Below are 24,091 nucleotides of genomic sequence, written 5' to 3'. Positions count from 1 at the left end.
CCGGCGTCCCACCGCGGCACCTCCTTCCAGGCGCTCGACGTGCTTCCTCGGCACCTTCAGATGCCCCTCCCGTGCGTGGAACTGCCGTGCGGCTGCGAGGTTCAGGGCCCACATGTCGTCCTGCGTCCGCCGCACCGGCTGTTCTGCTTCTTCGGCGGGTTCGATGCCGAGGACGTTGTCCAGGAGCCATTGCTGTGCGGGCAGGAGCTGTTCCCACCCGTGCCGCTGCGCCGACACCCAGCGTCCGAGGTCCTCGCCCTGCGTGATCACTTTGCCGACCACCACCGGCAGGACCCCGCCGTCCTGGAGGAGGTTCTGGACGAGCCGGAAGCACCGCTGCCAGCCCGTGTCCCATGCCGGGCACCAGCCCGGGTCGATCTCCTCCAACGCCGCTCGCCGTGCCTCGGTCAAGGCACCCGCACTGGTCTCGACTGCCAGGCCGGCCTGCCGCCGTTGTGCATTGGCGTCCGCGGTCCGGGCGGCGTATCGCTGGTTTTTGGTCCAGACCCCGACCGGATACCCGTCCCATACTGCGGTTGTGGGTGGCAGGAGGTGTCCGTGCACGGTGGCCCAGGCGCGGGCGGCGGTGAGGCCTTCCTCGAACGCGACGTCCTGGTGCGACCAGACCATGCCCAGCCCGCCGAGCTGTTCCACCCGACCCGCATCCAGTTGCCCGGCTTTGTGGGTTTTGCGTTGGTCGGCGAGCCAGGTCCCGAGCGGGAACTTGGCCGGCGCCCAGGTATCGGGGGTGGTGTAGTCGTACGGTACCCGCAACTGCTGCGCTCCGGTCTCTTTCAGATACCGTACGCATGCCTGGATTCCGCGGCGCCAGAATGTGTTCTCGGGTTCGATGACCCGCAGCTTCACGAACTGGGCCAGCAACGCGGGATCCCTGGGTGTGCTGAACTTCAGCAGTTCCCGCGCAGGCGCACTCGCTTCCCGCTCACCCGGCGGCAACTCCCACTCGCCTTCCCGCTCACCCATGGCTTCGCCTTCCGCGGCTTCCTCGGGTACCCAATGGCCGCTGCGGATGCGGGGATCGGCGAGGTGTTCGATGGTTTCGGTGTCGTGTGCCCGCAGCGCCCCGAGGACTTTCGCGAGGGTGCCGTAGGCGTCCGAGGTCAGCATTTCGTCCGGTGTTTCACCCGGAGCGAGGAATACCGGAACGACCAGAGAAGCAATCTTCCCTTCACCGGGTTTGATTCTCAGTGCCTGTTTGCGATCCCGGCTTTTGAGTAGCTTTGGGCCCTAGGCTGGCTGGGTGTCCGAGGGCGCCGGGGAGGCCGGGGAACGGGTGTGCGGGGGCTGTGGTGAACGGCTGCGGCCGGACGCACGGCCCGTGGCTGTGTACTGCTCGGCAGCATGTCGTGCCAGGCAGTGGCGCCGGGACCGCCGGTTGCGCAAGCGGGTGGCCGCTGAGTTGAGCGGTGCCGGCCGGGCCAAGTGCCCGGAGTGCGGGGCGACTTGGGTGGCCGGGGTGGATCGGCGTTCGAATGCCGTCTACTGCTCGCGGCGGTGCGTCACGAGGGCCTGGCGGGCCCGGAAGGAAACGTTCGGCGAACGGTCACAGTGACCGCATCGCGAACGCATCCGAACCGCATTTTCGATCAGATTCCGGTCACTTGTGGTCATTCATTGTGATCATAGGACTTACGGTCTGACTCTCGGTCCCAGATGCGGGCCGGGTCTTGTCACGGCCGCGGGGCCGTGCCCCGGCCCCGCGGTGGGTGGTGGATGCCATGCCCGAAGAGATAGACGACGCCGACAAGGTCGGCAGTGTCAGCGCGAACCGGTACGCGGAGATCGTGGCCGAGCTGCGGAAACTGGTGGAGACCGCCAGCCGGATCCAGTTCACGGTCGGCGACTACGCGCTCGAGGTCGAGCCGATGCGCGAGTCCGGCGGCCAGGAGCGGAGCGACTCGCTGTTCACGGTCAAGGAGTCGCTGTTCCGCCTGGCCGAGGACATCGGACTGTCCTACGCGATGGTGGACAAGGCCCGGTGGACCGCGTCGAAGTGGCCGGGGGACCGGCGGGTGACGGAGGTGTCGTTCACGGTCCATCAGATCCTGGCGTCCATAGCCGACGACGAGGAACGGTTCACCGCCATCCTCAACCCGCCGGAGGGCAAGTCCCGCTGGACGCCGGACGAGGCGAACCGCCGGGTCGGCCGTCAGGTCGTCAAGCCCGTCACCCCGCAGGAGAAGGTCAGCGCGATCCACACCCTCGCCCAGGACGAGGGGGTCGCCGCCACCGTCACCGGCGATCTGCTGCGGCGTCCGGCGGTCGTCGCGCAGGTCAAGGACGAGGACAAGGTCCGGGCGGTGGAGGAACTGACCCGGGAGGACCAGGTCGCGGCGGCCGTCGCCCCGGACTTCCTGCGCCGCCCCGCGGTCGTCGCACGCGTCGCCAAGGCGGACAAGGTGAAGGTCGTCGAGGAACTGACCCGTGACGAGCATGTTGCCGCCGAAGTGACCACCGGCCTGTTGCGCAGGCCGGACGTCGCCTTCCGGGCGATGTCGGACGACACCGCCCGCCACCAGGTCAACCACGCCCAGGTCGAGCGGGGCCGGCAGGCCCGCGAGCACTTCGAGGAGACCAGTCCCGTCGCCCCGGCGATCCGCAGCATCGACCGGTCGGTGGAGTTCCTGGACCTGGTCACCGCCTGCCACGCGTTCGTCGCGGCGTCCGGCCGCGTCGTTCCGGGCCTGCGCGACCGCCAGCTCGGCGACGACGAACGCGTGATCGTGCACGAGAACGTCGCACGTGTTCGCGCGACCCTGGACTGGATCGAGACGGCCGTGGACACCGGCAAGGTGGACGTCGACGGCGAACTGGCCAAGCTCCTGCAAGGCGAGTAACCGTGCCGCGCGCTTCCGAGCGCAGATCGGCAGCAGCCCAGCGACACGCCGACACCGTCCGGTTCGTACTGTTCGAGGCACGGCCGGCCGGTCTGACCTTCGTCCAACTGGTCAGATCCAGCGAGCTGTCGCCCCACCAGACCCGTTCCGGCCTGGCCTGCCTGCGGGACACCATCACCGAACGCGGCTGGCCGCCGTTGATCTGGACGAGGCCGGACGGCTACAAGTTCTGCGCCGACCCCGCCGAACTCCAGGCATACGAGGTCGCGATCATCCGCGGCAAGCTCACCGAGATCCGCCGCTTCATCACCGCAACCGTCGCCCCGCACGCCGCTCTCCAGCCCAAGGGCCGGTGGATCAAACACCTCAACACCCAACTCAACTCGGTCGAGTCCACACTCGACGTCATCGCCGACTACACCGACGCCGACGCCTGAACGGCGGGCCCGGCCGCGAAGCGGCCGGGCCCGCCCCCCGTCTTCCAAGGAGGGAACGATGCCGCGCAGGCGCTGCTACCCCTCCGACACCTGGGACGACGAATGGGCCCTGATCGAACCGCTGCTGCCTACCCCGGCCTGCGAGACCCCGGTCGGCGGCCGTCCGGAGAAGCACCCGCGCCGGGAGATCGTGGACGCCATCCGCTACGTCGTGGATACGGGCTGCAAGTGGCGGGCCCTGCCCAAGGACTTCCCGCCCTGGCGCACGTGTTACGGGTTCATGGCCCGCTGGGCCGCCTGCGGCGTCATCGGGCAGATCCGTGACCAGCTCCGCAAGCGGATCCGCCGCGAGATGGGCAAGGCGCCCGGAGCGGTCGCCACCGTCATCGACTCGCAGTCGGTCAAGGCCGCCGAGACCGTCGGCAAGGACTCCCGCGGCTACGACGCCGGGAAGAAGATCAACGGCCGCAAGCGGCACCTGGTCGTGGACACCAAGGGCCTGCCGCTGTTCGTCATGGTCACCCCGGCCGACATGACCGACCGCAACGCGGCCAAGGAAGTGCTGTTCCGGCTGCGGCTGATGCACCCCGAAATCACCATCGTCTGGGCCGACTCCGCCTATGCCGGACAGCTCGTGACCTGGGCAAAAACCTTCCTGAACCTGACGATCAAGACTGTCAGCCGCCCGAAGAACGTCCCCGGCTTCGTCGTTCTGCCGCGACGCTGGGTCGTCGAACGTTCTCACGCCTGGGTCATGCACGCCCGTCGGCACGCGCGCGACTACGAACGGCTCGTCCAGCACTCGGAATCGCTCATCACCTGGGCCGCGATCACCCTGATGACCAGGCGCATCACCCGCCGAAGCTCCCGCAGGAGCGGACAGCCGGCCTCCCGCGAGGCCCACCGCGACTGATCGTCTCGGCACTGACGGTCAGCAGTCCCACCGAGAAGTCACCGGGCCCTCAAGTCAGCCCAATTCTCGCACCACCACGACGACTTCATCAGCGCAACCGGCAACATCGAGACCGGTGTCCTGTCGCCCAGAAATCCCAGGTCGCGCTGCCGGACGGCATAGCCGGAGTCGTCCTGCGTCCACCAGGCCAGCACGCTCTGCTCGACGGATCTGTAGTGTGCGGCAATGACAAGAAGCGAGCGGCTCGCGGAGCAGTTGGACTGGTACTGGCGCAAGAACCTGCGGCCACGGCTGGACGGTCTTACCGACGAGGAGTACTTCTGGGAGCCGGTGCGCGGCTGCTGGAGCATCCGCCCACGTGGCACGTCGGCCGCACCGACGTCGGCGGGTTCAGGGGAGTGGACGATGGACTCCGCGTCCCCTGCCCCGGAGCCGGCACCGGTGACCACGATTGCCTGGCGGCTGGCGCACATCATCGTCTCGTGCCTGGCCTATCGGGTCGAATGGTACTTCGACGGCCAGGACTTCGACTCCCAGACATTCGCCTACGCGGGGACCGCTGACGAGGCGCTAAAACAGCTCGATGAGATGTACGGGAGATGGAACGCGGGGGTCCGCGAACTCTCGGACGCCGACCTAGACAATCCGCCCGCGATGGGTCCCGAGCGGTTTCCCATGGAGAACAGGGTCCTGCACGTCAACAGGGAGCTGATCCATCACGGTGCCGAAATTTCCCTGCTGCGCGACCTCTACCGCTGGCAGGACGGAGCCGCACCGCACCGAATATGAGCCGGGTGCGGTGCCAAGCGGCAGTCGACCAGCCGCCCCCGCCACCCAAACCCCGCCGTTCGAATTTTGAGCTGGGCAAACGCCCAGACGCCGCAGGTAGGTCATGTCATGCCCAGCTCAGAAACAGGCACTGATCCGGGGCACGGGAGGCTGGGGTGAAAAGCTGATCACCGGCGGCGAAACAGGCCCAGCCGGTGGACACGGTACCGGGGCGCGGATTCCCTCATCGCGTTGCGCGAGGGCGGGTGCTTTCTCGCCGCCGTCCGGGCCGGGCGGCGAGTGTGGTCCGGTCCTGAAGGCATAGCGCCGATACAACCGAAATCACGCATCAAGTAGGGGGGCCATGAACGACAGCACGCCACAGAGCGCCGACAAGGCTGAACAAGGCTGGGTCTACAGCCTGGGGAGGTGGAGCCTTGTCGAGGATCCGGTGCTGAATCAGCCCGAAGCCGAGAACGATCTCAGTGCAGGCATCAAGGCTGAGGGCTACGAGGTGTGGACCGGGGTCGGGGCGGACTACACGATGCCGCTGACCCTTACCGTCTATTCGCGGCTCCGCGAGCCCTGCTACCTCTTCGACCTCAAGAGAGCGCCGTTCGCTCCGAATGGGTCTATGCGAGGACGCTGCCCGACGCCCTGGCCCTGCTCAATCAGCTCGCCCCGACTTTGCAGGCGCTTGCCATTACTGACCAGATCGGCATGGCCGAGCCCAAGAACATGTCGATACTTGCGGACCTCCTCGACACCCTGCACGGGCGCCGACGGGACACGTCCGGCCGCATCATCAAACACTGACAGGTTCGTGGTTTTCCAGTCTTGGAGGGGCACGTGCGCCTTGTAATGAGCGGCGACTACGCCGCGATTGTCACGTCCGTTGACACTGGCCTGCTGGTGGTCGGAGCGGTACAGGCCCACAGCACGATCAATGTGGTCAGGGACCGCGTAAGGGCGGTCAACGAGCGGCACGCCTCAGCCGTGAGGGTGATCGCTGATCGACTCCGTGCAGGTGAGGAACCAACAAACGGGGAATTGTTCCGGGCACGGAACTTGGCTCGAAGGGCCACTGGCGACCTGGAAAGGCGCTTCGAACGCCCCGTCATCATGGCCATTGCCTGGGCTTGGTCGACAATCACGCTCGTGATTTCGGTGATCGCGACGCTCTGGTGGGTGGCCAGCAAGGGGGACGGCCCTGCCCCCATGCTTGTCGCGTTCACCCTGAGCGCCACAGCTTTTGCTGCCTCAGCTCTGCTGGCTGAGACGGCCCTTCGCTTCATCTGGGCTCTCGCAGAGGCGGGGGACGACTTGGAGCGTGAACAGGCCCAGCGGGAGGAGGCCGCGGTCGACATGGATCCCGAGTTGTACCACCAGGTCAGACGGAGACTCGATGGGACTGGCCAGGACCTCTGACCTCTGCATAGCCAGCATCCAGTGGCCATCGGGTTCAGCGGCCGCTGCCCCGGCGCTGGTGGTCCCGGTGAATGCCGCCGCCCCGCACACGGCGAGCAGCGCCACCACCGTCGCGGCGTCCGGGCGCGAAGGAAGCGTTAGCGAAGAAGACCACGGCGGCCGCCGTCGACCAACGTTTCGAGAGCGCCTGCTCGCCATGACCGACTGCGAGGACGGCACGTATCCGTAAGTCGCCGGTGGCGGTGAGCTCGCGCAGGCGGCTGAGGGTGGCGGCCAGGTCCTGGTCCTCGCCGCCGGAGACGCCGGCACGGACGGGGCGGTCCGGGGTGCGGGTGCGGCGCCGACGGCCAGGACCCGGACGCTGCGCACGGCGCCGGTGCCGGCCGACTCGTTGGCCGCTGTCGATCGGCTGCGGACGGTGCTGGCCGGGCTGTCGCTTCCTCGTTTCGACGGCGGGCGGCTGGTCCTGGCGGTCCGATGTGTCGCCGTGGCTTCGTTCGGACGCGCCGTGCTCGGCGGAGCGGCTGTTCTGCCTGCTCCGGACAGCCCACAGAACCAGCTCGGGCGGCGGCGGGAACTTCTGATGCCACCGCTCGGCCGCCATCACCTCGTGTCGTCGCCGGATGGATCCCCCGCCGGCCCGACCGTGACCCCGCCGCTTCCCGTACGGCCCGAGCGCAGAGGAGGCCGGCAGCGGGGCTGAAGCCGGGGTCAGGCCGCCGGCGGCTGACCCGTGGGCGCGGCCTGGTCGGCAGGTTGGTCCAGTTGCTGCTGGCGGCGCCGCTGCTCATTGCGGCGGTCTTCGACCCGCTGGGTGAACAGCTTCAGTGCCTGCTGCTCCTGGTCGGCATCGAAGTCGCCGTAGGGGCCGACGCCAAGGGTGAAGGCGTTGGCCTCTTCCTCGATGGCGTCGGCGGTCTGGAGCAGGAAGTAGCTGCGCTCGCGGTACTTGTAGTAGCCGGTGAAGGCGGCGGCCAGCGTGACGGTGAAGCCGATGGCGACGATCGTGATGTTCTGCCAGGTGAACTGATTGCGGGTGTCCAGGGCGGCGACGGTGGTCGTGGATGCCGCCCCGATCATGATGAGGTTCTGCAGCACGTTGTGGATAAGCCGGTACTTACGGCTGTCCGTCCGGTGCTGCTCGATCACCCCGGCCACGTCCTCGCGGTAGAGGCTGCGCCGCTCATTCAGCGTCGGGTGGATGAGCGCGCTGAGGAACCGGAGGGCCTCACGGTTCGTTGCGAGCATGTCCTCCAGCTTGGCCAGGCTGAGCTGGCCGCGGGGAGGCGCGGCGATCCAGGCGGCCACGCCGGAGACCAGCGCCAGCGCTGCGCAGGTGATGTCCACCTGGAGGAACCGGGAGGGTGAGCCCCAGGTCAGCACGGTCCATAACAGGCCCGTCAGGACCGCACCGCCGGCCACGGCCAGGGCCGCGCCCATGATGCGGACCCTCCTCCTTCGCCGGGCCAGGTCCCGCTCCGTCTGCCTCACGTCGTGCCTTAGCTGGCGTAGCGAGTCGTGTTCGTTGGCTTCAACCTGCCGTTGTTCGGCACTCAGTTGGACATCGGCGTCGCTGATTCGGCGGGGCGCATCGTCGTCAAGGCTGCGGGCCACGGCTTCGTTCCTCTCGTCTGCGCAGGCTCAGCGGGCGAATGCTTCGGTCAGGCTGATGCGGTAGCCGTCCTCTTCCATCAGTACGACGGTGACGCCGAACGGGTCGGGGTGGTCCAGCTCGATCGGGGTGAAGGCGTAGTTCACCGCGGTCTGGATCGGCGGGACCAGCTCGCTGCGCACCAGCGGCATCATCAGCGGGCGCGGCACCGCCTCCTTTGCAACGCTGACCAGTCCGTTCCACATCCGTGCTTCCACGGGAGCCCCCTGCCGTCTGCAGATCCGATCACCGCACCCTGTCACGGGGGTCGAGGCCGTGTCAGCGGGATGATCAGCCAGCGTGCGACGGGGGAGAAGGTGGGTTCAGGCGGCGCCCTGGGGTGCCGCCTCCACCGACCCACTTCTACAAGGAAGGCCGCCGCTCCCATGGTCTGCAGGTCAGGGTTCGTCAATGTTGAGGAGATCCACATCGCCCCCTAACTTGATCTTTAACCTGTGCGGCGGGGACGTGGAGTCGTTGTCTTCGTCGTGTGTCGCTTTGTGGGGTCGGGTTTGCGGACAGTGTGCACGTCATAGCGTGCAGTGGGCTGGTTGTTCCTGCGGCCGGGTGGCCGTCCTGGGCCGGGGCGGGAGGGTTTCGGTGCTCCGGCTGGGCAGGCTGCCTTCGGGCGGAGGTGCCGGAAATCGCGGCGGACTCGTGCGGGGGTGAGTCTGTCGGGTGGGACCGGTTTCTCCCACGGCCGCCGGAGGTCGGCTGCCAGTGGGCGGGCGAGACGTAGCTGGGTGAAGACGGCGAGGATCAGCCAGGTCCAGCGGTCGGCTGCTTCGGGGGTGCGGATCTTCGGGCAGGTCCAGCCCAGGGTCTGCTTGAACAGCCGGAAGGTGTGCTCGATGTCGAAGCGCCGCAGGAACGCCTGCCACAGACGGTCGATGTCGGCTGTGGTGGCGTCGGTTTCCGACCACCACAGCCACACCGGCTTCGGTGTCGCGCCGCTGGGCAGGTACTCGACCTGCAGGCGGATCACGGTCCCCTCGATGACCGGCAGGGCGCCCAGCTGGGCGGTCCAGGCCGAGCGGTGGGTCAGTCTCGGGTGGAGCCGGTTCCAGGCCCGTGCGGTGGCGGTGCCGTAGAGACGGGTTGCGGTCACCGTCTGCGCGTCGGGGGTGTTCCAGGTGGTCGGGTCGCCGAAGACGAACTCGCCGCCGTGGCGGGGTGGGCGGCCCCGGGCGCCGGGCTCGCGGGGCGGGACTGCACGGCGCAGGACGCGGTCGGAACGCATCCGGCCCAGCACCTGCACCGGCAGATCCTTCAGCAGGAAGGCCAGGCGGGGCACGTCGTAGCCGGCATCCACCACGATCAGGATCTCCGGGTCATCGTCCTTCCACTGCCCGGCCGCCATCAGGCGCTCGACGAGTTCACGCATCTGCCCGGCCGTGACGGTGGCGGCATCATCCCCCGGGGCCAGCCGCAGCGCGTCCAGCGGCGCCGTCCATGAACTGCGGCCCGTCTCCAGTGCGCAGATCACCGAGTACGGCCAGCCGGGCACGGGAATGTGCTGGTCCTTGCCCCGCCCGTAGGTGTGACACAGGATCCGCTGCGGTGAGGTATGCGCGCTGGGCCGCAGCCAGCAGGTGATATCGGCGGCCAGCATCAGGCGACCGTCCGCCGCCCGCGGCAATGACACAGCGGCCAGGGCCCGCCGAAGCCGGGCCACATCGACCTGGCCCGCGGCCAGAGCGTCGTAGAGCCCACCGTGCCCGCGACGGTGTTCACCCACCAGCGACAGCTCCACCAGCGACCGGACCGGACCATCGGTCGCACGCGGTCCACACCGCTGGCTTGCGGCAAAGCCGCTACCGGGGACTTGCCAAAACCCGGCTTCAGCACCAGCTCACTGCGTCCCCGATCAACCTCGCCCGACTCGATGCCTGGACCGCGGACAGGTCTCGGGCGCACACCCGAACCTCCCACCTCGCAGCACTTCGGCCCGCCGGATCAACCTCCGACGGGCCGAAGTGATCAAGGCACCGCATTCGCCAACAGCATCCCCGGGAGGGGGTGGAGCGCCGTACGTTCAGGCGACGTGGAGCCTCTTGCGCCGTTCGAGGGCAAGCTGCTCGCGGTACTTCTCGACGGCTTTGTGGTACTGGGCAACGAAGTCCGGCTGGTCCAGCCGGTCGTCGATGTCCATGTCGTCGATGGCGCGTTGCGCTGCTACGGGCGATTCGTAGCCGGCGAGCATCGCGTTGATCCGGTAGACACCGTTGCGCTGCTTGGTAACCAGGCGAGCGAGTATCAGCTCGCGGAGGCCCGACGTGACACTGGGGCGGCTCAGGCCCAGCAGGGCCGCGATCTGGCTCTGCCCCATCTCGACCCGGCCACCGGGCTCGCTGCGAGAGCGCAGTGCGAACAGGACGCGGTAGGCGGGCTGGGGCAGGTCCAGGGCTGCAACGACCCCTTCGGCGTTGACCGGCGTGAACAACATTCCCCTGCTCACTGTCCCTGCTCCTTCTCCGTCTGTGCATCGAACCGTTTGCGGCGGTCCCGACGCTTCGCGGCCCGTTCCTTGCGCAGTTCGTCGATCGCGTCACGCATGTGCTGGAGCGATGGATAGCGCACCAGCTCCGGCAGACTCCCCGCCCGCAGCTCCTCCAACGCGTCCTGCTGATCAACCTGAACATACTCTGTGCGGCCTTCGGCACCGCGGACCAGTTCGGCCGCGACGTACGAGTAGGGCGGGTTGAACTGGTAGATACCGGGCCGCCGCTTGAGCACGATCCCGTGCTCCATGACGTCCTGGAGCGCCGGGTTCACCTTCTGCCGCGGCACGTCCAGAATCGCCGCCATGTCGTCCTGGGTGAGCGGGATCTGCCCGCCGGCCCGCTGCCCGGCGATCAGCAGCAGGATCAGTCGCAGGGGCAGCGCCTCGCGGTAGTACTGAGCGATGACGAGCAGGAACTCCAGGCTCGCCATCGCGAAGGCGTTCGGCCGGTCGTCGCTGGAGTAGAACTCCAGTTTCTGCCGCTTGCGGCCGACGTTGATGTCCCGGTCGGGGTACTGCCGTGCCAGGTCATCCAAGTCCTTGATGGCGCGCAGGCGCGAGCCGAAGGCGGCCAGCGGATCGTCAGGATCGAGGCCGGGCTGACGCGCAGGCTTCGGGGCACGACGGCGACTCGACGAATCAGACACGGACGACTCTCCACACTTCAAGATCCCAGGCGACAGCAACGTAGCAGGAGGTCAGCAGTCCTGACCTCCTAGTCGGCATTTCTGACCCTTGGCGCGTCGTGTGTCACCCCAGGGGTGACATCTCTCCCTGGAGGTTGAGGAGAACAAGGCAGTTTCCTGCGGAGTGCTGAAGGTGACACAGGAAGCGCGAAACGTCAGGAATACCGACCTCATTGCGGAGTGTCATGTCAGCTATTCCGACCTTCTGGCCACTCAATGTCTACCCAGTAGGGACACTTGAGGACTCGAATGTCCCTGTAAAGGTGACACCACGCACCCATGTTCAGCGCTGTGACCAGCAGGAATGCCAGTTCTCCCCTATCTGATGTCCTTGGGTAATCCGCGGGCCGGACCCTCTGTGGCTGAGGAAGCTTCGCGTGCGGCTCCGCGAACCCGTGCGGACCGTAGGGGGCATCAGCGGTACTGATCTCGGGTGGTGCTGACCATGACGTCAAGGCAGCGGAGGAGTGGCTGGTGCCGGTGGCGGGTTCCGCCGCCCGGCCCTGGAGGGCCGTTCGGCTCCGGTACCTCCGTACCCCGTCCCGGAAGGCCCGCATATCTCAGCTCCCTTTCTCGGGCCGGGGTAGGGCAGCAGGGAAGGGCTGTGCCATCGAGAAGGGGCCGTGCGGCGTTCTGGGCGCTTCAGCGGCCAGGCCGAACATCGATCGTTGGAGGAAAGCATCACATAACCCCTGATAGACCCGCATACGGTAGAATCTCAACTACTGTTTTATGCAACGGAGTTCGATGGAAAGGGTGTGAAGTGCCGGAGAGGACCATCGACTTCGGGAAGTTCGGCGCCCGGGGCATCAAGGGCAGCGACGCCGTCGCACGCAGGCTCGACGACCTGGCGGACGGCATCGTCACCCCGGTCACCGCCAAGCGCGGCCTGATGGCCCGGCTGCACTACCTGACCCGGACCGAGCACAGCCGCCGGGCGGCCAGGGACGCCGGACTCACGGTGACCGACCGCACGCTGAAAGCCTGGCTGGACGAAAAGCGCCGGCCGTCGAACGCCAACCTGGAGCGCATCGACGCCGCCTACCGCCAGGTGCGCCGGCAGAACGTCGCCCGGCATCTCCTCCGGCGCTTGAACGCCGACGGCGGGACCCGGGTGGAGATCCACCCGCTGAACCAGTCGCAGGTACCGCGCCCGCTCCAACGCATGGTGGAGTACCGCGCGATGAACGTCCGCCGCTGGGACCGCATCGTCGAAGCCTGGTCGGCCGGCGACCACCAGGCCCTCGACGACTCCTGGGAAGACGTCATCGTCGACCTCGGATCCCAGTGGGGCCAGTACGAATACGTCACCAACATCGGCTTCGCCGCCTAGGCCGCCCTGAACGGCGTTCTGAACGCCCATCAGCCGCCCCGGGTCTCCCAAAAGAGCCTGGGGTGTTCCGCGTTCGGCCGACAGGCCGCGTGCTGTGGGGCTGGGTTCCTCTGACGTGGAACGCCACCCCGTCACGACCGCCGCTGGCCCACTCGACTGGCGGCAGTCTTGCCGGGGCCCAACGCGATCAACCCCGGCGCCGCATGACCATCAAGGAGTATGGGTCGTCCCCGCACCTGATCCGGAGCGGCCATTGCTTGCCCGAGCCCACGGAATGCGAGATCGCAGAGCCGCGATCCGACTCAGATCTTCGCGAGGTACAGCGAAGCCGAACGGCGGCGGGGGCTTGAGCCCAAGTTCCCTGCGGGCAGCCACCAGAAAGGCATGATGCGCCTTGGCGAATGATTCATAGAGGTCCCAGCGCTTTTCTCCTGCGTTGTTCCCTTGTTCGAGCCGGTTGCAGTAGTGCAGCCGAATCGCATCGGCAGCATGAAGTGTGTCGCGAGCTGCCTTGATGGTCTCCGGGTGGGCGAACACCTCCAGCTTGTTCAACTGCAGCATGGCTTCCGTCGCCTCGTCCATCCCGTGATCGCCACGGCTATCAAGCGGCAAGACGTCCCAGTCAATCGCCCACACTTCCCTCATGAAACGAAAGCTGGCGTCGCTGAACGCCTCGATGACCGCAGGCAAGTGCTGCCACGCCTGCTTGTGGCTCTCCTGCCGGCGGACAAGGCGGGCAGCAAGCGCAACGTTCACGACACCGAACACGACTGCTGCCACTGCTGCGTAGGCACTCACCACGGTGGCGGACATGTCGATAACCTACCCGCCGCCATCACAGGGCGTGATCACAATTGTTCGCTTGGTGCTACCGGCCGCCGCTCTTGTGGCCCGCACCGGGGCCATGGGGCCGCCCGTCGTTTGTTCTGCTGCTCCAGAACAAACCGGTTTAGCTTGTGCTACCGGACACGATCGAGAGTGGACGCGAAGGAGGAGTTCCGCCTTTTGCGCGGCGGTGGGCCACCGGGTGAGTAGGGCTTCCACAGTCATGGGAGCCGCTGGCGGGGGCAGGTCCGGTCCAGGCATGTGCAGCCTTCTCCTGATCGGTGGGCAGACGTTTGTTACGGGAGTTGCCCCGCCTGATAGTGCTGGTCGTGGTGCTGGACCGCTTCCTGAGGAAGGGCGCGGGCCATCCAGGCTTTTGGTGCTCCGACCTGGCGCAGTGTCGTGATCTGCCGGTCGTAGTCGGATCCTTCGGGGCTGGCGTGGACGCGCAGATAGATGGGGTCGTCCTTGCCGGCGGTGTAGCCGTCGAAGTAGAAGGCGCAGGTGTGGTTCCACTGGTAGGGAGTGTCCGGTTCCGCGCAGTGGCAGAACCGGTGGGCCACGCGCACTGGTAGGCCCCATCGTGGGTGGCACAGTCGCTGCAGGAGCTGGTCGTGCCAGCGGGCCCGGGGGTGGGCGGTGCGGGCATCGATCTTCCAGCTGTCGCCGTCGTCCCAGCACTGGACGCGGTAGAAGGCGGTGACGGTGTGGAAGAGCGCGACACGCCGCAGCAGCCCGCTGCCCACCGAGGCCCGCCTGGTCCGGGAGCCTTCGAGGCTGGGATAAGCGCTGAGGTGCCTGGATTCCACGCCGTCGAGCCGCGGAGCCGTCCACAGTGGCCGCAGACCGTTGTCGTCGCACCAGCGCCGGTGCCGGCGCTCGATGTCCGCCCAGCCTTCCGCCAGCCCCTTGGGCAGGGCGAGTACGAGGGTGGCTGTCTGCCCAGGGTCTTTCACCGTGTGCAGGTGCAGCTGCCGACCGTCGGCCTCGATGCCGCTCATCCGCAGGCCGGGGATCCCGTGCGGGTCGTCACCGCTTCCTGGTGCGGGAGCCGCGGGGAGCAGCCGGCTCAGACAGTGCTCGGGGAAGGAGTACCGCTTGTGGCCCATGTAGGCGTCGAGGTGCAGCGTGAGGGACGTGGCGGCGCTGCTCAGGGACGTGATGCCGAAGGGGTGGGCGCACAGGTCCGGAGAGGTTCCCAGTTGCTCGAGGACGAGGCTCTCCAGCCGTGCCTGCGCCGGCGAGGCCGCGGGCGCCGGGTGGCTGGTGCGAAGGCCGGTGCGGCGGGACTGGCCACTGCACTCGGACCAGTAGCGGAGTTTGCGGGACTCCCACGAGGAGCGGTCGCTCACGGCAGTGCCTTCCTGACGCGCCTCTGCCCGATCCCGGCACGTCAACGAACACTGACGAGCTGGTGTGTGTGATCCCGTGGTGCAGGCCGGTGCAATGCCACGCTCCTTGCGTCCCGGTACGCCGGATCGGGCGGCGGTGGGAACGTGGCCCGCCTTGGGCCACCGCCCATCATCCAGCCGGTGACCGGGTCAGGTCGGCGACACCGTCACGGATTCACTCGGACGGGCGGGAGCCCGAAGCCCGCAGGGGGCAGCTGAGGGGGAGGACACGGTCGGTCAGCTGCCCGGTGAGGCGGGTGTCGGTGAGGTGGGCCTTGGTAAGCCAGTCCGCTGTGGTCAGCTGGTCGACCAGGTGCTCCAGCTCGCTGGCATCGACCGGAACCCAGGCGGTGAGGGCGTTCAGGGCGATGCCGTGGCCGCCGGGACCGAGGTGACCGGAGGCGTTGGTCTGGGTGGCCAGTGTCAGGGCGAGCAGCCGGGTGCCGGCGGTGGCCTTGGTCTTGCGGAGCTTCTTGTCCGAGATGACCTTCTGGGCCCATCCGGAGAGCTTGGGCCGCATCTTCTTGCCGAACGTGAACGGGTGCGTCCCGTCTTCACGGGGTGCCAGGGAGGGCACGGTGACGGGGGTGGGGTTCTCCGGCCGGGAGGCGAGCAGGTCACCGGCGGTGTCCGGAAGCCCTAGCCAGCTGCAGCCAGTCAGCTTCTCGACCAGGTCCTCCGGGTCGCTCAGGCCCAGCGCGGTGAGGTCCTGGCCGACGAGGTTGCCGGTGCCGGTGTGCGCGGTGCGCAGGGTCAGCATCAGCACCAGCAGCCGTGCCTCCGGTCCGGGCAGCGGGCTGTGGTCGGCCACGTGCGCGAGGACAGAGCGCGCGTGGTCCCACTGTGTTGCCACGGTCAGCAGCCGCGTCACGGTCGGCCCGTCGTAGTCCGTGATGCCGCCGGTGATGGTGCCGGTGCGCTGCTGGTGCTGGAGGCGGGTGGCGGCAGCGGCCTGCTCGGCGCGCCGGGCCTCCCACCGTAGCGCGCCCTCGCAGGTGGCATCGGCCCAGGTGGTGAACGCGCGGGCCTTGCGTTCCTGGAGGTCGGCGAGCAGCGCCAAGTCGGGTTCGGTGCGCTGCTGGTAAGCACGGAAGAGATCTCCGAGCTCGATGAGTTCGTCCCGCAGGGTGACGGGCCGCAGGTCGTGGGGGATGACCCGCTGGGCGATCTTCGTCTGCGGCGGGCGGCGCCGCGCGGGTGCCGGGCGGGGGGCCGGAACTGCCGTCCCGGTGGCGGCCTGGTGGTCGGAGAACCGTGGCCCGCTCGTGCCCGCGCCGGTGCCCGCGCCGGTGCCCGTGGCTGTGGGGGCCGGGCGGCCGGTGGTCTGCGGGCTGGGAGGCTGGGAGGTGGCTGCGGTCTTGGCACCGGGGGTGGCGGCCGCGCACCGGGAGCAGCACTCCATGGCCTGCCACCAGCGTCCTTCCCGGTCCGTGATCACGGCCAGGACGACCGGGCCGCCACACCGCCAGGGTTCGGCACGTGTGTGCCGGCCGGTGTCCGGGAGGTGGGTGTGACAGCTCTCCTGCTTGCAGGCGCAGTACGCTCCGGCCCTGGGGGCGGGGGCGGCGCGTAGGTGGGCTTTGAGGTGGGCGACGGCGGCGGCACGGCCGGCGGCCGCGGACGGCAGGCGCTGCTCGGTACAGGCGGGACGGCTGCACGAGATGCGCACGGCCGCACTGCTGCGGCCGGCGGCGTCCAGACGCACTGTCCAACGGCGCCCCGGCACCCGCTCGTCCAGCTCGCTCACCGCGGTCTGCGTCATCCCGGTCTTCCTCCCGTGCTGTGTCTGCGATGCTTGCCGCTGCTTCCCGCCGTGCCGGGCGTGTGTGCGGGCGGCGAGGCCACCGTATGCGGCACAAGGGGCGAAGGCTGGTGAACTCGCCCTGTTTACCGGCATGCGAGACCGTTGCATGCGTTGCCCAGCGAGCACCTGCCCCTGGGCCGCGCGGCTTTCGTTCAGTGCGGGGTGTGGCAGTTCGGGTCGGTGCAGCTGCCGGCCAGCGCCAGCGTGCGGTCCTGCGGGGGCGTGTCCAGCCACTCCGCACGCATGGCCTGGAGCCGGTCGATGTCCGAGGCGAGTTCTGGCACCTTGGCCCGCAGCGCGTCGGCCCATTGCTGGGTGAGCGCTCGTCCGTTGACGTACAGCTCTCCGTCCCGGCCTCCGACGGCGAACAGCACGCCGCCTCTCTGGGCGGGGATCACCATTGCGCCCACCGGCTCGGCGACCTTGCCCTGGCGTACCAGCACCGCGGTGGCGGTCTGAGCCTCGGCCAAGGCTTCCTCGTCCACCGCCGGCATGGGATCGGGACCATCGGGCGGCAACAGGGGCATCACGCCGTCCTGGGGCGCACCGTCCAGGCCGCGGCCGGCGAGCTGGTTGCTCTCGTAGAAGGTGACCATCCCCGCCAGCAGGGGCATGTCCTCCCGCAGCCGTTCGGCCACCGACGGCGTGAGCCGTTCGCCGTTGGCCAGCACCTGCCCGCTCCTGCCAACCGCGACGGAGAGCACCTTGCCGTCCGGGGTGAAGTGGTACTTCACATCCGTGCCGCTGGCCATCAGCCCGGTGTCGATCGCCCGGTCCCACAGCCGCATGACTCGCTCGACTTCCGCCTGCGGGAACGGCGGCGCCACCTGCGGCTGGACCCCAGGCTGGCGGCGCGCGTCACGCGCCGCGCGCTTCTTCTTGATCCGCCCCATCGGCGGCCTCCCTTCCTCGTTGGCCCCCACCGGTCAACGAGCACCCCGCCGCTGCGGACACGACCGCGCCACCCGTCCGGCTCCGCTTGTGCGCTGAACCGGACCCGGGTCACGGCCGGGTACGCAGCAGGTCAGGCACACAGCTGGTCTGGCCCAGCCAGGCGGCACGTCCTGGTCCGATGCACGCGACCAGGCGCAGGACGGACCTCGGTGTGGGACTCACCTCGTTACGAACAGCCCGCTGCCCCGTTTACCGGTCGATACCGCAACACCTTCGACAAGGCGGGCACGATGGGGAAAAGGGCACAGCAGAAGCGGGCGGCCAAGCACGCGAAGCAGGCCAAGCAGCGCAAGGCCGCGGCGTCACGGAACGCCGCCACGTTCACGGCGGTGGCGGCGAACCTGCCGCGGCTGACGTCGATGGACGACATCCTCTTCGGGCCGCTGGCGACGCCATGGGACGACTTCACCGACACCTACGCGACGGTCGCCGACGCCCTCTCGGCGGCGGAGAAGGCCGGCGGTGTCCTGTCGTGCTTCTCCTTCGACGACTCCGGTGAGTACGAGCGCAGCCTGCGCCACGGCGCGGACGGCTGGACGTATGAGGTGGCGCTCTACCCGCGGGGGAACCTACGGGAGCTTGTGAAGACCAGCTGGCTCGACGCCGACGACCAGGACCAGGCCCCAGAGCAGCTGCGCTGTGCCCTCGCCGCGTACGCGCCCGAGAACCTGCGCCACCCCGAACTTCAGACCGTGCAGCGGCCGTCGACCACCAGCGTGCCACGCATCGGCTGGGCACAGAGCGTGCCAGTGGCCGGGCTACGGACCTGGGAGGACGTGCGCCTGGCGGAGAAAGAGATGGCGCTGTTCGCCCTCGCGCCGCTCGCCGACACACCCGGCAGGACCTGTGAGCCCTTGCCCGAGGAAACCTTCGCCCTGTTCCGCACGCACGGCCTGTCCGCCCGTGCCTGCGCCGGCTGCGGAGCGCCGGTGACCGACCGGCACCCGCACTGGCCGGGCGTCCTGGTCAGCGTGGAGAACGAATTCGGGCCCGTGTGCGACCGCTCCCGCCTGGGGGAGGAGTCCCTGCAGCAGGTCGGCCACGTCCTCGATGCCGCTCAGGCCCGCCCGGCCGGGAAGCTCACCGGCAAGGAGCAGAAGGTCCAGTGCCAGAACTGCGACGTTCACCTCACCGAGCGGCACCCCGACTGGCCCGGGGTGTGGATTGAGGCCGGCGGACACTGCCGCCCGAACTGCGCCGTGCCCGGCTCCGGGGCCGATGACGCCACCCAGTACGACCTGGTCGACTGCGTCTACCCGCACATCCCGGCCGGCGCCGACAGCCCGGCCGCCGCCGCCATCACCACCGCCAAGAAGACCGGCTACTTCTTCCAGCCACGCCTGCCGAACTGGGCGCAGTAACCTGGGCGAGGACGTCGGCGGCCGTGGGCTACCGGAAGACGTGAGGCCAGGCGGCCCGGGGCATTACCGGGAGCCTGGCCTTGCGCATGCCCCCCTCCCTGCCCTGCCGCGCAACAGCGCCTTCTCGGCCAATGCGTGTTCGGAACCGGGCACGGCACGGGCTTTCCGAACGGTGGTCTGCCGGTTTGTCCCATGCTCTGGCCTGGGGCCGCATCGGCTCCAGGGGACGGCGAGGAGCAGCGATATGGGCGTGAGCCACAGCTATCTGACCAGGGTGGAAGTACAGCGGCTGCTGGGCGTGACCACGTTCGGGATGTGGCGGCTGGCGCGGAAGTACGACAAGTTCCCGAAGCCGAAGGAGAGGCCGTACAGCCCGTTCAACCGCAACCGGCCGGAGCCCGAGGAGGTATGGGACGGCACCGGAGTGTACTCATGGGCGGCCGAGACGGCGGAGTTCGCCCACCGCGGCGCGGTCCTGCTGCGCCCCGCGCCCGAGAACCCGGCTCCGGGCCGCTGGCTCGGATATCGGGAAACCCTGCGGGGGCCGGCCCTGGACTGGCACACCGATATCGGTGTGATCCGCCTCGTGCACTGCGACGACTCCAGGGCCGCGACCGATGTCGCCTCCGCCGTCGCCGGCGGCGGCAACAAGGACGGCGTCGTCACCGTGTGCGCGCTGTTCGGGGACATGGGCTTCGGGGGGCCGGCGCTGGTGGCCGCCGACACCGTGCACCCGGGCATCGAGTACGAGGCCGGATGGGGCGACGTCGCGGCCTACGTCGGCCAGGTGCTGCCCTGGTGGCCCGACCTGCTGCGCCTTTCGAGCCTGGTCCGTGAGTGGAAGCCCGGTGCCCGGGCGGCGGTGGTCGAGATCCCGGCCAACACCAACGAGAAGATCCTGCGCCGGGCCGCGGCCAACGAGAGCTTCGACGCCGTCTCGCGGGCGGCCGCGACGGACATGGCCAACGGCATCCGCAACAACCGGGTCGACAACGCGAGCCACGAGATCGAGATCTTCTGCAAGGAGGGTTACGGCGACACGCCGAACCAGGTCGTTCCCGGTGCCGTGCCCGACATCAGCCGACACCCGCTGCCCTGCGACGGGGACCGCGAGGCTCTCCAGGCCGGTTGGCTGGGGCTCGCCCTGGACACCCACCCCGAAGCCGTGGCCGCGCTCGAGATCGCCGTCGGCCGCGATCCGGACCTGCTGCCCTACGGGGCCGTTTCCGAGATCCCCGCCCAGCACGGCACCGTCAGCGACCGGTGGACCCACCGGCTGACGATGTGCGACCCGACCGCCGCCCACGCCGTCCTCGCCCAGGACGCCAAGGTGGAGACGTTCTTCACCGACCCGCTCACCGACATGCCCGTCCTGCGCGCCCTCGGCGACGACGGCAAGCAGGTGTGGCGGTTCTACGCACCGCTGTCCCTCCCGGCTGGCGGCGCGGAACTCGCCTCGGTTGTCCTGCACCACACCCTGTGGGTGCTCACCAGCGACGGCCATGTCCACCCTGCGCCGTGCACGCCGACCGAGCACCTGTGGTGGGGAGATGGAGGGGGCGATCGGGCCAGCGAGGCCGCAGCCGTCGTCGACCAGCTCCTGGACGACCTCGGTGCCACCGTCGACCTGCACAAGCACTGGGATGCTCCCAAGGGCCTGACCGCCCTGTTCAACGAAGAGCACAAGCAGGGCGCCGAACTCACCCGCGCCGCCCTGCTCCACGCCCGCATGACCCCGCCCCGCACCCGCTGATCTGATTCTCGAGCTCGACAAGGAGGACCCCCTGGTCCGTTGTTGTACGCGCACAGCATTCGGAGCGCTCGCCTTCCTGTCCTCGCCTGCTCTGTTGTTAGTGGCCTCGGCTCGCCAGGGCGTCAATGCCCCAGGACGGTGTGAGGGCCCGCGCGGATTACTCGTCCGTGCGGGCCCTCGTGCTGTGTCCCAGGCTTGCGGTTACTCCTTCTTGTCCTCGCCCCCGGCATCGGCCTGTTCGCCGGTTGTGGTGTTGGTCTGTGCCTCATCCGGGGTGTCCAGTTCACCGGAGGGTACGCGGTCGTCCAGGGTGATGGTGACCGGTCGGCCTGTCACGGTGAGTCCGGACAGGCTTTCCGCGACCCGCTTGTAGAGCACGGTGGCCAGCTCCTGGTCGCCGTCCCCGTCGGCCGCGGTCTCCTTGACCGAGTGCAGGGCAATCAGCAACGCGATGAGCGACCGTCCGGACAGCGCAGCGCGGACACGTTCCTCGCCCTTGTCCAGGACCTGCGCCGGCACCCGGAAGTGTGGCTGCCGCCCGGCGTGCGCCGTGAGGAACTCCCACACGTCCCGATGACAGAGCACGGTCGCGGACGAGACCCGGGCCGCCTCCCGCAGCAGCGCGCTGTGCTCCCCAGTCACCTCCGCCGCCTTTGCTTCCTTGGACGCGTTCTGCTCCAGTTCGGCCCGCAGAGCAGCTGTCTCCTCGCGAAGAGCGGTCAGCTCGTTACGCGCTTCCTTCCCTGCCGCGTCCAGTTGCTCGCGCAGCGCACTGGTCACCCCGCCCAGCTGCGCCCGTAGGTCGGCACCGACGCTGGCCAGCAGAGCGGGCGGCTGCTTCTCCAGCACGGACCGCAGCGAGGCGAGCTCGTCGGCCAGGACCTCGCGCACCGCGCGCCGGATCTCCTCCAGTGAAGCTGCCGGCGGCAACGGGCTGTCCGCGTTGTCGCTGCCCCGCTGCGCCGGAATTACAGCGGTCGCTGCAATCTGCGGCGCGGCGTCCTGGGTGTTGGTGGCCGCGGCCACCGGGATCTGGCCTTCCGTGGTGAGGGGCTCGGCGGTTTCCGGCCGCAGTTTGACCTCGTGGGCGGCCGGTCCGGATCCGTTGCCGGCGACGGAAGCCGGCGTGGGCGGCATGGGCGGGGTGAGGGCGTTGACCGCTTCCCTCACCCCGCGCAGTTCGCCCTGCAGAGCAGCGACGGCCTGGCGTACCTCCGTGTTCAGCATGTCCCCGCTGGCCGTCAGCCGGTCCCGGGCCTCGCGCAGGTTCGTTCGCATCCGGCTGAGCTCGTCGACCACGGCCTGTTTGGTGGTCTCCTGGGTGGCCTGACCGCTCGCTTCCAGCTTTTCAATGCCCTTGCCGATCACGTCCCGCAGATCGGTCCCTGTGTTCATCACAGCGGTGTGCAGCATCGTCAGCGTGCCGGTGTAGTCGGTGTCCTTGGGTCGTGGCATTTGCCCCCCATGGTTGCAATCGGTAGCGGTGTGAGTTCACTGCGTATGCTGCCCAACTCGGCCGCCCGCTACGGGAGATACAGATCAACTCGCCCTTTGGGGTGGCACCATCTGGCCAACAGCGCCGCAAAACGACCGGTCCCGGCACTCCCCGACGGTGAGGGGCGGCGCCGTGACGCCCGCCCGCATCAGCTACCCCGTACCGTCCCGCCCGGCCCCTGCCCCCTCCGAGCGGTCCTGCTCCAGCTGGTTCTCATCGTGGCCCCGAATTCCTCCTTGCGGTAGGGCGGCGCGCGATTCGACCACTCAGCCTTCGCCGCGACGGAACACTGACCATGCCCGATTTGTAGGGCTTCGGCGCGTCATTCGCATCCGGTATTCGAACAGACATAGCATTGCGATGTGCCCAAGAACAGCCCTGCTCTCGAATTCCCTCAGGACCTCCTCGACGCTCAGGCCGCCCTCGATCAGACGCGCGCCGCGTACGAGGAGTACGCCAAGACCCTGCCGTGGTCGGCCGAGCCGATGCCCGGGTGGGAGGGCGACAAACAGCTGCACTCCTCCTACCGGTCCCACAAAGAGGACTCTCCCGGATACACGGAAGAGCAGGCCGCAGAAGTCCGGCGCTTCCAGGATGAGCTGCGCCGGCTGAGTGCCGAGGTGATGACGCACCCGTACTGGGCGGCGCTGAGCGAGGACGTGGTCGCGGCACGCATGGCGTTGAAGCACGCCCACGAGCCGGCCGAGGCGTAGCCATGCCCGGCGGCATATCCGACCTGGACAAGAACCGGGCGCTGGCCGACTGGCTGGAGTGGCAGCTGCGTCAGGTCCGGGGCCGGATCCGGGAACTGGAGATCAAGGAGCAGCAGGAGCAACGGCGCCGGGAGCAGGCGCATGCCGCGCTGCGGTGGAAGATCCAGCCGCAGCGGTCATCGTCGGCGGCCCTGGTGCACCGGGGGGACTGCGCTCTGTATCAGGTCCAGGGCGGATTCCTCGATCGCGAGGAGGCGGTGATCGCTTTGGCGGAGCCGGACATCGAGCCGTGCCAGATCTGCAGGCCCGAGACGGGGCTGGAGCAGTGTGGCTGAACGCCCGGCTTGAGAGCATGTGGTTCCGACGCGGACCGGCGGGAGGCGCGGATGAGCCTTGATGGGCTGCAGCAGCAAGCGATGCGAGTACATGACCTGTACGACCAGCTGAACCGGCGTGAACGGGGCCGGGTCTGGACACGGGAAGAGTTCATGCTCGGTTTCGTGGGCGATGTCGGTGACCTGGCCAAGCTGGTCATGGCCGAAGAAGGGGCTCGGGACATGCCGGGCGGGCGAGTGGCGCTGGAGCATGAGCTCGCGGACTGTCTGTGGTCGGTGCTCATTCTGGCTCGCCGTTTTGACGTCGATCTCGAGACCGCCTTTCGCCGCACGATGACTGAGCTTGAGGCCGCGATCAACATTCGGCTCGCCGGTGATGAGGATCCATCGTGAGTGTGAGGACCTACTCCGGTCACAAGCAGGCGTAGGCCGTACGGACCGCCCGGCGCGCTTCGGGGACGCTGGGCTCGCAGGATCGGTTCTGTGGAGTTCCCGATCAAGGTGGCGCTGGCCCAGGCGGCCCCGACGCTGCCCGAGGGGCCGGGCTGGTGGTACGAGCCCAAACTGGACGGCCACAGAACGGTGCTGCGGCGCACCGATGAGACCGTCGTGCTGTACGCACGCTCCGGCCGGGTCGTCACCCAGCACTGGATGGACCTGGCGGTCGCCGGCATGGAGCTCAGCCCCGGCGCGGTCCTGGACGGCGAGGCGGTGATCTGGCGGGACGGCCGGCTCGACTTCGCGGCCGCGCAGTCACGGGCTGCGTCGGCCGTGACCCGGGCCCGTGCCCTGGCGGCCCGGTACCCGGCGTCGTATATCTGCTGGGACGTGCTGCAGCACCCGGATCCGGCGATCGGTGACTGCCGAAGCCGCCCGTACACCG

General features: G+C 68.7%; 21 protein-coding genes and 4 pseudogenes. 14 read left to right on the top strand and 11 right to left on the bottom strand.

Annotation, left to right across the window (positions count from 1 at the left end; translation table 11 throughout):
- On the bottom strand, window positions 1–1,128 hold a 1,128-nt coding region (locus tag EES42_RS41655; RefSeq protein ID WP_206433871.1), incomplete at its 3' end, for a helicase associated domain-containing protein.
- Between the two features lie 611 nt (window positions 1,129–1,739).
- Here EES42_RS41655 and EES42_RS41645 point away from each other — a divergent pair.
- From EES42_RS41645 to EES42_RS47765, 6 genes and pseudogenes are all read left to right on the top strand, one after another.
- Complete coding sequence (locus EES42_RS41645) at window positions 1,740–2,858, top strand: DUF6192 family protein (RefSeq protein WP_124723423.1); 1,119 nt, start codon at window positions 1,740–1,742, stop codon at window positions 2,856–2,858.
- Window positions 2,859–2,860: 2 nt separating this feature from the next.
- Window positions 2,861–3,295, top strand: a complete 435-nt coding sequence (locus EES42_RS41640) for a RacP protein (RefSeq protein WP_124723422.1) — start codon at window positions 2,861–2,863, stop codon at window positions 3,293–3,295.
- 58 nt (window positions 3,296–3,353) lie between these two features.
- A complete protein-coding gene (locus EES42_RS41635) occupies window positions 3,354–4,208 on the top strand; it encodes an IS5 family transposase (RefSeq protein WP_124723421.1) in 855 nt (284 codons plus the stop codon).
- A gap of 225 nt (window positions 4,209–4,433) precedes the next feature.
- Window positions 4,434–4,997 (top strand): DinB family protein, encoded by a 564-nt coding sequence (locus EES42_RS41630; protein WP_124723420.1) that lies wholly within the window; start codon window positions 4,434–4,436, stop codon window positions 4,995–4,997.
- Between the two features lie 840 nt (window positions 4,998–5,837).
- On the top strand, window positions 5,838–6,404 hold the full coding sequence (locus EES42_RS41625) for a hypothetical protein (protein ID WP_124723419.1): 567 nt from the start codon (window positions 5,838–5,840) through the stop codon (window positions 6,402–6,404).
- Window positions 6,405–6,804: 400 nt separating this feature from the next.
- Window positions 6,805–6,937: pseudogene (locus EES42_RS47765) on the top strand (transposase); the annotation flags it as partial.
- Window positions 6,938–7,115: 178 nt separating this feature from the next.
- Here the strand turns inward: EES42_RS47765 and EES42_RS47000 are convergent.
- The 3 genes and pseudogenes from EES42_RS47000 to EES42_RS41610 all read right to left on the bottom strand — a co-directional run.
- Window positions 7,116–8,018 carry a DUF4231 domain-containing protein gene (locus tag EES42_RS47000; RefSeq protein ID WP_241196928.1) on the bottom strand — a complete coding sequence of 301 codons (903 nt, stop codon included), beginning with the start codon at window positions 8,016–8,018 and terminating at the stop codon, window positions 7,116–7,118.
- 27 nt (window positions 8,019–8,045) lie between these two features.
- Window positions 8,046–8,273, bottom strand: coding sequence for a hypothetical protein (locus EES42_RS41615; protein WP_241196927.1), 228 nt, complete (start codon window positions 8,271–8,273; stop codon window positions 8,046–8,048).
- Window positions 8,274–8,503: 230 nt separating this feature from the next.
- A pseudogene (locus tag EES42_RS41610) lies at window positions 8,504–9,829 on the bottom strand (NF041680 family putative transposase); the annotation flags it as partial.
- 23 nt (window positions 9,830–9,852) lie between these two features.
- Between EES42_RS41610 and EES42_RS46995 the strand changes: the two are divergent.
- Window positions 9,853–10,035: pseudogene (locus EES42_RS46995) on the top strand (IS5/IS1182 family transposase); the annotation flags it as partial.
- Between the two features lie 55 nt (window positions 10,036–10,090).
- On the opposite strand, the gene EES42_RS41600 reads toward EES42_RS46995, so the two are convergent.
- Together EES42_RS41600 and EES42_RS41595 are read right to left on the bottom strand one after the other, a co-directional pair.
- Entirely contained in the window at window positions 10,091–10,513 is a 423-nt protein-coding gene (locus EES42_RS41600) for a MarR family transcriptional regulator (protein ID WP_241196926.1), read from the bottom strand.
- Entirely contained in the window at window positions 10,510–11,205 is a 696-nt protein-coding gene (locus EES42_RS41595) for a hypothetical protein (protein ID WP_124723417.1), read from the bottom strand. The genes EES42_RS41600 and EES42_RS41595 overlap by 4 nt, the downstream gene beginning before the upstream one ends.
- Window positions 11,206–12,007: 802 nt before the next feature.
- Between EES42_RS41595 and EES42_RS41590 the strand changes: the two genes are divergently transcribed.
- Window positions 12,008–12,577, top strand: coding sequence for a transcriptional regulator (locus EES42_RS41590; RefSeq protein WP_124723416.1), 570 nt, complete (start codon window positions 12,008–12,010; stop codon window positions 12,575–12,577).
- A gap of 210 nt (window positions 12,578–12,787) precedes the next feature.
- Here the strand turns inward: EES42_RS41590 and EES42_RS41585 are convergent, their stop codons facing one another.
- From EES42_RS41585 to EES42_RS41570, 4 genes are all read right to left on the bottom strand, one after another.
- Entirely contained in the window at window positions 12,788–13,390 is a 603-nt protein-coding gene (locus tag EES42_RS41585; protein WP_124723415.1) for a hypothetical protein, read from the bottom strand.
- Between the two features lie 308 nt (window positions 13,391–13,698).
- Window positions 13,699–14,754, bottom strand: a complete 1,056-nt coding sequence (locus tag EES42_RS41580) for a hypothetical protein (protein WP_241196925.1) — start codon at window positions 14,752–14,754, stop codon at window positions 13,699–13,701.
- Window positions 14,755–14,968: 214 nt separating this feature from the next.
- Window positions 14,969–16,555 (bottom strand): hypothetical protein, encoded by a 1,587-nt coding sequence (locus EES42_RS41575; protein WP_124723414.1) that lies wholly within the window; start codon window positions 16,553–16,555, stop codon window positions 14,969–14,971.
- 194 nt (window positions 16,556–16,749) lie between these two features.
- Window positions 16,750–17,490, bottom strand: coding sequence for a hypothetical protein (locus EES42_RS41570; RefSeq protein ID WP_124723413.1), 741 nt, complete (start codon window positions 17,488–17,490; stop codon window positions 16,750–16,752).
- Window positions 17,491–17,781: 291 nt separating this feature from the next.
- Between EES42_RS41570 and EES42_RS41565 the strand changes: the two genes are divergently transcribed.
- The gene (locus EES42_RS41565; RefSeq protein ID WP_124723412.1) at window positions 17,782–18,912 is read left to right on the top strand and encodes a hypothetical protein; all 1,131 of its coding nucleotides are present in this window, start codon (window positions 17,782–17,784) and stop codon (window positions 18,910–18,912) included.
- 244 nt (window positions 18,913–19,156) lie between these two features.
- On the top strand, window positions 19,157–20,665 hold the full coding sequence (locus EES42_RS41560; protein ID WP_124723411.1) for a hypothetical protein: 1,509 nt from the start codon (window positions 19,157–19,159) through the stop codon (window positions 20,663–20,665).
- A 201-nt stretch (window positions 20,666–20,866) separates the two neighbouring features.
- Here EES42_RS41560 and EES42_RS41555 read toward each other — a convergent pair whose 3' ends face one another.
- A complete protein-coding gene (locus EES42_RS41555; RefSeq protein ID WP_124723410.1) occupies window positions 20,867–22,120 on the bottom strand; it encodes a hypothetical protein in 1,254 nt (417 codons plus the stop codon).
- 402 nt (window positions 22,121–22,522) lie between these two features.
- Here EES42_RS41555 and EES42_RS41550 point away from each other — a divergent pair, with 402 nt between their 5' ends.
- From EES42_RS41550 to EES42_RS41535, 4 genes and pseudogenes are all read left to right on the top strand, one after another.
- Window positions 22,523–22,873 carry a hypothetical protein gene (locus EES42_RS41550; RefSeq protein ID WP_124723409.1) on the top strand — a complete coding sequence of 117 codons (351 nt, stop codon included), beginning with the start codon at window positions 22,523–22,525 and terminating at the stop codon, window positions 22,871–22,873.
- A 2-nt stretch (window positions 22,874–22,875) separates the two neighbouring features.
- Window positions 22,876–23,208 carry a DUF6233 domain-containing protein gene (locus EES42_RS41545; protein ID WP_124723408.1) on the top strand — a complete coding sequence of 111 codons (333 nt, stop codon included), beginning with the start codon at window positions 22,876–22,878 and terminating at the stop codon, window positions 23,206–23,208.
- Between the two features lie 51 nt (window positions 23,209–23,259).
- Entirely contained in the window at window positions 23,260–23,601 is a 342-nt protein-coding gene (locus tag EES42_RS41540; RefSeq protein ID WP_124723407.1) for a MazG nucleotide pyrophosphohydrolase domain-containing protein, read from the top strand.
- A 90-nt stretch (window positions 23,602–23,691) separates the two neighbouring features.
- Window positions 23,692–24,091: pseudogene (locus EES42_RS41535) on the top strand (DNA ligase); the annotation flags it as partial.

Source organism: Streptomyces sp. ADI95-17 (assembly GCF_003846175.1).
Taxonomy (GTDB): Bacteria; Actinomycetota; Actinomycetes; order Streptomycetales; family Streptomycetaceae; genus Streptomyces; species Streptomyces sanglieri.
Note: the sequence above shows the minus strand (reverse complement) of the source record. Positions and strands in the feature narration are given on the sequence as shown.

Bases quoted from the DNA above. Each gene is read 5' to 3' on its own strand.
- EES42_RS41645 (WP_124723423.1), top strand. From the start codon at position 1,740: ATGCCCGAAGAGATAGACGACGCCGACAAGGTCGGCAGTGTCAGCGCG.
- EES42_RS41635 (WP_124723421.1), top strand. From the start codon at position 3,354: ATGCCGCGCAGGCGCTGCTACCCCTCCGACACCTGGGACGACGAATGG.
- EES42_RS41630 (WP_124723420.1), top strand. From the start codon at position 4,434: ATGACAAGAAGCGAGCGGCTCGCGGAGCAGTTGGACTGGTACTGGCGC.
- EES42_RS41625 (WP_124723419.1), top strand. From the start codon at position 5,838: ATGAGCGGCGACTACGCCGCGATTGTCACGTCCGTTGACACTGGCCTG.
- EES42_RS41585 (WP_124723415.1), bottom strand. From the start codon at position 13,390: ATGTCCGCCACCGTGGTGAGTGCCTACGCAGCAGTGGCAGCAGTCGTG.
- EES42_RS41575 (WP_124723414.1), bottom strand. From the start codon at position 16,555: ATGACGCAGACCGCGGTGAGCGAGCTGGACGAGCGGGTGCCGGGGCGC.
- EES42_RS41570 (WP_124723413.1), bottom strand. From the start codon at position 17,490: ATGGGGCGGATCAAGAAGAAGCGCGCGGCGCGTGACGCGCGCCGCCAG.
- EES42_RS41565 (WP_124723412.1), top strand. From the start codon at position 17,782: ATGGGGAAAAGGGCACAGCAGAAGCGGGCGGCCAAGCACGCGAAGCAG.
- EES42_RS41560 (WP_124723411.1), top strand. From the start codon at position 19,157: ATGGGCGTGAGCCACAGCTATCTGACCAGGGTGGAAGTACAGCGGCTG.
- EES42_RS41555 (WP_124723410.1), bottom strand. From the start codon at position 22,120: ATGCCACGACCCAAGGACACCGACTACACCGGCACGCTGACGATGCTG.
- EES42_RS41545 (WP_124723408.1), top strand. From the start codon at position 22,876: ATGCCCGGCGGCATATCCGACCTGGACAAGAACCGGGCGCTGGCCGAC.
- EES42_RS41540 (WP_124723407.1), top strand. From the start codon at position 23,260: ATGAGCCTTGATGGGCTGCAGCAGCAAGCGATGCGAGTACATGACCTG.